We start from the raw sequence: 5,518 nt of genomic DNA on the forward strand, positions 1-5,518 counted from the left end.
CGGGCCTTGCGCGGCGCCGACGCGGCCGTGGTTGCGGCGCACGCCTTCGTCGCAGGCGAAACCGAGCAGGGCCAGGCCCGGCGCACTGCCTTCGGCCAGCGCCTGGATGCGCTGATGCCAGCGCGGGCTGTCCGGCTCGGGGTCGGTGCGCCCGGTCCAGGCGTCGAGGGAGAAACGATCAGCGAGCATGGGTCACGGCTCCGTTGAAGATGCGCTGACGCAGGCGACCGGCCTGCACCGCGTAGGCCAGTTCGGCCGGATGATGGATGTCCCACAGGCACAGGTCGGCGGGTGAACCAACCTCGATCCGCCCCAGGTCGGGGCGGCCGAGGGCGCGGGCCGCATGAGCAGTCATGCCGCTCAGGGCTTCGCGCGGGGTCAAACGGAAAAGGGTGCAGGCCAGGTTGGCCATCAGGCTGGGCATGCAGATCGGCGAGGTGCCGGGGTTGGCATCGCTGGCCACGGCCATCGGGACGTTGTACTGGCGCAGCAGTTCGATCGGCGGCAGCTGGGTCTCGCGCAGCACATGGAAGGCGCCGGGCAACAGCACGGCGACGGTGCCGGCCTCGGCCATGGCGCGCACGCCGTCCTCATCGAGGTATTCGATATGGTCGGCCGACAGCGCGCCGTAGCGTGCCGCCAGGGCGCTGCCACCGAGATTGGAAAGCTGTTCGGCATGCGCCTTGAGCGCCAGGCCATGGGCCTTGGCCGCCTGGTAGATGCGCTCGCACTGCGCCGGGGAGAAACCGATGCCTTCGCAGAACACGTCCACCGCATCGGCCAGGCGCTCGGTTGCTACGGCCGGGATCATCTGCTCGCAGACCAGGGTCACATAGTCGTCGCCGCGGCCGGCGTATTCCGGCGGCAACGCGTGGGCGCCGAGCAGGGTGGTGGTGACGCGCACCGGGCGCAGCTCGCCAAGGCGGCGGGCGACGCGCAGCATCTTCAGCTCGTCGGCAACGCTCAGGCCATAGCCGGATTTGATCTCCACCGTGGTCACGCCATCGGCCAGCAGCGCGTCGAGGCGCGGCAGGCTGGCGGCGATCAGCTCGTCCTCGCTGGCGGCGCGGGTGGCGCGCACGGTGCTGAGGATGCCGCCACCGGCCTTGGCGATCTCTTCGTAGCTCACCCCTTCCAGGCGCTGCTCGAATTCACCGGCGCGGTCGCCGGCGTACACCAGGTGGGTGTGGCAGTCGACCAGGCCGGGGGTCATCACCCCGCCGCGCCCGGCCTTCTCGGCACCGGCGGCCAGCGCCGGATCGAACGCGGGCTCGGACCACAGGCCGGCGATGCGTCCATCCTCGACCAGCACGGCCATCGGCTCGGCCCGCACCTGCAGGCCATCGAAGAGTTGCACGTCGCGCCAGAGCAGGCGCTGGTGGGAAGACTGGTGCATCGTGGAGAGGTCCTCAACGTCAATGTATATACATTTAACGCGTGACCACCGAGTCGTCAATACCCGCGCGCCCCCTTATATAGTCAAATACGTTCAGAGTAGGCAATATCTCAGCAAGCATGCGGCTTGGCGGGTCAGCCGCCTTTCGTCAGAATATGTATATACATTAAGAGGAGAGCCCCATGTCCACGCAGCTCATCGACCTCGACCAACTACCCGCCAACCCCTGGAAGAACGGCGGCGGCAGCACTCGCCAGCTGGCCATCGCCCCACCCGACGCCGGCCTGGACGATTTCGCCTGGCGCATCAGCTGCGCCCAGGTCGCCAGCGCCGGCCCCTTCTCCGCTTTTCCCGGCATCCAACGCAGCCTGGCGTTGCTCGGCGGAGAGGGGCTGCGCCTGCAGCGCGAAGCAGGCGAAACGCACCTGAGCACCTGCGGCCAGCCGCTGGACTTCGCCGGCGAGGAAGCGATCCACGCCACGCCGCTGGCCGGCGCGGTACTCGACCTGAACCTGATGAGCCGCCGGCAAGACTGGCGCCAGTCCCTGCAGCACCGACACCTGCGGGGCGAACTGCAGCTGGAGGATGAGGCCGAGGTTCGCCTGCTGCTGTGCAATGCCGGCGCCCTGCTGGCCCGCCTGAGCGATGGTCGCGAGTTCGCCCTGCGCGCGCGCCAGGCCCTGCTGCTGATCGACGAGCCTGGTGGCTTGCAGCTGCGCGGCCTGGACGCCTGCCTGTACTTGGGCCTGCTGCAGCGCCGCGACTGAGAGCCCGTGCCGGCCGAAACGAAAAGACCCCGCCGAGGCGGGGTCTTTTCATGGCACGGAATGTTTACTGCGGCTGGGCCGCCAGCATACCGTTGTCGTTGCGCTTGAACTGCGGCGCCAGGGTGCCGATCAGCATACCGGCCACGCTGAACAGCAGGCCTGCCAGCTGCGGCGGCCAGAAGGCGTCGTCGGTCAGGGTGTATTCCAGGTAGATCCAGGAAGTCAGGCCGAAGACGATGGACACCAGGGCGCCCTGGGTGGTGGCACGTTTCCAGAACAGACCGGCGAACAGCGGCACCACGGCGGCGACCAGGGTCACGCAGTAGGCGTTGCCGACCATCTCGTAGATGCTCGAATCCGAGTTCAGAGCGAAGATCATGGTGGCGATGGCGCAGACCAGGATGGTGCAACGGGTCAGCAGCAGGAACTGCTTGTCGTTGAGCTCCGGCAGGAAGCGCTTGAGCACGTTCTCGGTCAGGGTCACCGACGGCGCCAGCAGGGTGCCGGAGGCGGTGGACATGATCGCCGACAGCAGCGCACCGAAGAACATGATCTGGGCGAACAGCGGGGTCTTCTCCAGGATCAGCAGCGGCAGGATCATCTGCGAATCCTCGGTCAGCCACTTCTCGACCAGCGCCGGGTCGATCATCGAGGCGGCATACACCAGGAACACCGGCAGCATGCAGAAGCCCAGGTAGAAGAAGGCACCGGCCATGGAGGCGCGCGAGGCGATCTTCTCGTTCTTCGCCGACATCACGCGCTGGTACACGTCCTGCTGCGGGATGGAGCCGAGCATCATGGTCACCGCGGCGCCGATGAAGGCAACGATGTCCTTGGCCTCGAAGCTGTGCATGAAGGTGAACTTGCCTTCGCTAGCAGCCTTGCTGATGACCACGTCGGCACCACCGGCCATGTCGCTGAACAGCCAGGTCAGATAGACCAGGCCGACGACGATCACGATCATCTGGAAGAAGTCGGTCAGGGCGATCGACCACATGCCACCGAACAGGGTGTACAGCAGCACGATGAAGGTGCCCAGCAGCATGCCCTGGGTGGTGCTGATGGCGCCGTCGGAGATGACGTTGAACACCACGCCCAGCGCAGTCAGCTGCGCGGCGATCCAGCCCAGGTAGGACAACACGATGACCAGACTGATGATCAGCTCGACTTCGGAGCCGAAGCGCTTCTTGAAGTAGTCACCGATGGTCAGCAGGTTCAGGCGGTACAACGGACGGGCGATGATTGCGCCGACGAGGAACAGGCACCAGAACGAACCGAAGGGGTCTTCGACGATACCGGCGAAGCCTTCCTCGAGGAAGGTGGCAGGAATGCCCAGCACGGCCTCGGAGCCGAACCAGGTAGCGAACACCATGGCGGCAACGATGGGGAAGCCCATGCTACGACCGCCAGAGGCGAAGTCGCGGGTGTTCTTCACGCGAGTGGAGGCATAGAAGCCGATACCCACGGTGACCAGCAGATAGAGAGCAACGAACCAGATCAGCATGTTTCCCGTTCCAGTGACATCGGCCCACCGCATGCTGCCCCGCAAGGCGAGGGCTGGGACGGCGGGCTACAGGTTTTTGTTATGGCCCTCCTGGCCGCAACGAGTCGTGGCACGGAGGCCTGGCGAACTCGGCGGCGCAGTCTGGCAAAACCGTAAAATATGTCAAACAAAAATGACGAAACGCCTGAAAAACTCTCGCCAATGATCGCCACAGGCCGCTAAAAATCTGTGACCGGCAAGTTTCACCACTCATCCGATAGCGCCAGGCAGTTGCATATTTTTTACATACCAGGCAGCGCTACTGACAGCGCTGCGACGCCTCGGTATCGTCGCCAGGCACGCCCCGCGCCGCCTCCGGACCCGCCATGGACATCAAGCAGCTCAAGTTTCTCGTCGCCCTCGACGAGACCCGCCACTTCGGCCAGGCGGCCGCGCGCTGCCACGTCACCCAGCCGACCCTGTCCATGCGCCTGCGCAACCTGGAAGAGGAACTGGGTCTGGAACTGGTGCAACGTGGCCAACGCTTCGAGGGCTTCACCGAGCCCGGCCTGCGCGTACTGGCCTGGGCGCGCAGCCTGCTGGCCGCCCAGGACGGCCTGTACGCCGAAGCCGCCGCCTGCCGGGGACAGCTGGTCGGCACCCTGCGCCTAGGCCTGGTACCGCTCGGCGGCTTCGACCCGATGCGCCTGATTCGCCTGTTCGCCACGGAGCATCCGGGGCTGCGCTTTCAGCTGTTCGCCCTGAGCAGCGAGCAGATCCTCGAACGCCTCGGCCGCAACCAGCTTGATCTCGGCCTGTCCTACCTGGAGCGCCTGGATCGCCAGCACTTCAGCTGCCTGGAACTGGCCGAGACACGCATGGGCCTGCTGCACGATCGTCGGCATTTCTGCTTCGAAAAATCGCAATTGAGCTGGGAAGAGCTGAGCGAACTGCCGCTCGGCCTGCTCTCGACCGGCATGCACTTTCGCCAGTCGATCGACCACAATTTCCGCAGCCGTGGCCTGACCCCACAGCCACGCCTGGAAAGCGATGCCGTGCACCAGTTGCTGCAGGCGGTGAACGCCGGCCTGTGCTGCGCGATCATGCCGCTGCACAGCGGCCTGGAGCAGCTCAATCCGCACCTGGCCCTGACGCCCATAGTCGACGCGCACACCCTCGCCCCGCTCGGCCTGATCCTGCGCAACAGCGCGCCGCGCTCGGCCCTGGCCGAGGCCTGCTTCGCCGAGGCGCAACGCCTGTTGGCCGCAAACCCGTTGGGATAGAAACGGGGTCTGCTGGCGAAGCGCATGCGCTGTCCGACTTGCGCCCACAGCCGAAACGACACGATAGACCAGCTCGATCACAACATCGGCAGCAGCGATTAGACGCTTGCTTACCACCGGCATAGGCTGACTTGACCAGACTCTGGAGGATCAGCCCATGTCCGCCGTCGCCTTGCCGTCCTGCTCAGCGCCGGGCTATGCCTATGCCGAACTCGGCAGCCCCGGCACAGCCGTGCGCAGCGAGCTGGCCGCAGAATGCGCCCTCGCCATCAGCTACAACGGCCTGAACCATACGGTGATGATGGTCTCGCCCGCCGATCTGGAAGACTTCGTCCGAGGCTTCAGCCTCGGTGCCGGGCTGATCGATTCCATCGATGATATCTACGACATCCATATTCACGGTGCCGGCGAGGCCCTGCACGCCGACGTGCAGGTCAGCAGCCGCGCCTTCTGGGCACTCAAGCAGCAGCGCCGCCAGCTGAGCGGCGCCAGCGGCTGCGGCCTGTGCGGTGTGGAGGCCCTGCAGCAGGCGCTGCCACAACTCGCGGCCCTGCCCGGCCAGGCACTGCCGCCGGCCGAACACCTGGCG

At 66.0% G+C, this 5,518-nt stretch carries 5 protein-coding genes and 1 pseudogene; 3 read left to right on the forward strand and 3 right to left on the reverse strand.

Features of this window, described 5'->3' with window-relative positions:
• Both AYB31_RS18930 and hutI read right to left on the reverse strand, forming a co-directional pair.
• Positions 1 to 189, reverse strand: a pseudogene (locus AYB31_RS18930) (formimidoylglutamase); the annotation flags it as partial.
• A complete protein-coding gene (gene hutI, locus AYB31_RS18935) occupies positions 179 to 1,396 on the reverse strand; it encodes an imidazolonepropionase (protein ID WP_068830576.1) in 1,218 nt (405 codons plus the stop codon). The pseudogene AYB31_RS18930 and the gene hutI, both read right to left, overlap by 11 nt.
• A 182-nt stretch (positions 1,397 to 1,578) precedes the next feature.
• Here hutI and AYB31_RS18940 point away from each other — a divergent pair, with 182 nt between their 5' ends.
• Entirely contained in the window at positions 1,579 to 2,163 is a 585-nt protein-coding gene (locus AYB31_RS18940; RefSeq protein WP_068830577.1) for a HutD/Ves family protein, read from the forward strand.
• Between the two features lie 64 nt (positions 2,164 to 2,227).
• On the opposite strand, the gene AYB31_RS18945 is transcribed toward AYB31_RS18940, so the two are convergent.
• On the reverse strand, positions 2,228 to 3,667 hold the full coding sequence (locus AYB31_RS18945; protein WP_068830578.1) for a sodium:solute symporter family protein: 1,440 nt from the start codon (positions 3,665 to 3,667) through the stop codon (positions 2,228 to 2,230).
• A gap of 365 nt (positions 3,668 to 4,032) precedes the next feature.
• Between AYB31_RS18945 and AYB31_RS18950 the strand changes: the two genes are divergently transcribed.
• Both AYB31_RS18950 and AYB31_RS18955 read left to right on the forward strand, forming a co-directional pair.
• Positions 4,033 to 4,929 carry a LysR substrate-binding domain-containing protein gene (locus AYB31_RS18950; protein WP_068830579.1) on the forward strand — a complete coding sequence of 299 codons (897 nt, stop codon included), beginning with the start codon at positions 4,033 to 4,035 and terminating at the stop codon, positions 4,927 to 4,929.
• Between the two features lie 157 nt (positions 4,930 to 5,086).
• Positions 5,087 to 5,518 (forward strand): formate dehydrogenase accessory sulfurtransferase FdhD (locus tag AYB31_RS18955; RefSeq protein WP_177332313.1); only part of this gene is annotated, 432 nt, incomplete at its 3' end.

Origin of the sequence: Pseudomonas sp. BMS12 (assembly GCF_001592875.1) — a bacterium.
Classification (GTDB): Bacteria; Pseudomonadota; Gammaproteobacteria; order Pseudomonadales; family Pseudomonadaceae; genus Aquipseudomonas.

Excerpts from the sequence above, each read along its gene's own strand:
- hutI (WP_068830576.1), bottom strand. The coding sequence starts at position 1,396 with ATGCACCAGTCTTCCCACCAGCGCCTGCTCTGGCGCGACGTGCAACTC.
- AYB31_RS18945 (WP_068830578.1), bottom strand. The coding sequence starts at position 3,667 with ATGCTGATCTGGTTCGTTGCTCTCTATCTGCTGGTCACCGTGGGTATC.
- AYB31_RS18950 (WP_068830579.1), top strand. The coding sequence starts at position 4,033 with ATGGACATCAAGCAGCTCAAGTTTCTCGTCGCCCTCGACGAGACCCGC.
- AYB31_RS18940 (WP_068830577.1), top strand. The coding sequence starts at position 1,579 with ATGTCCACGCAGCTCATCGACCTCGACCAACTACCCGCCAACCCCTGG.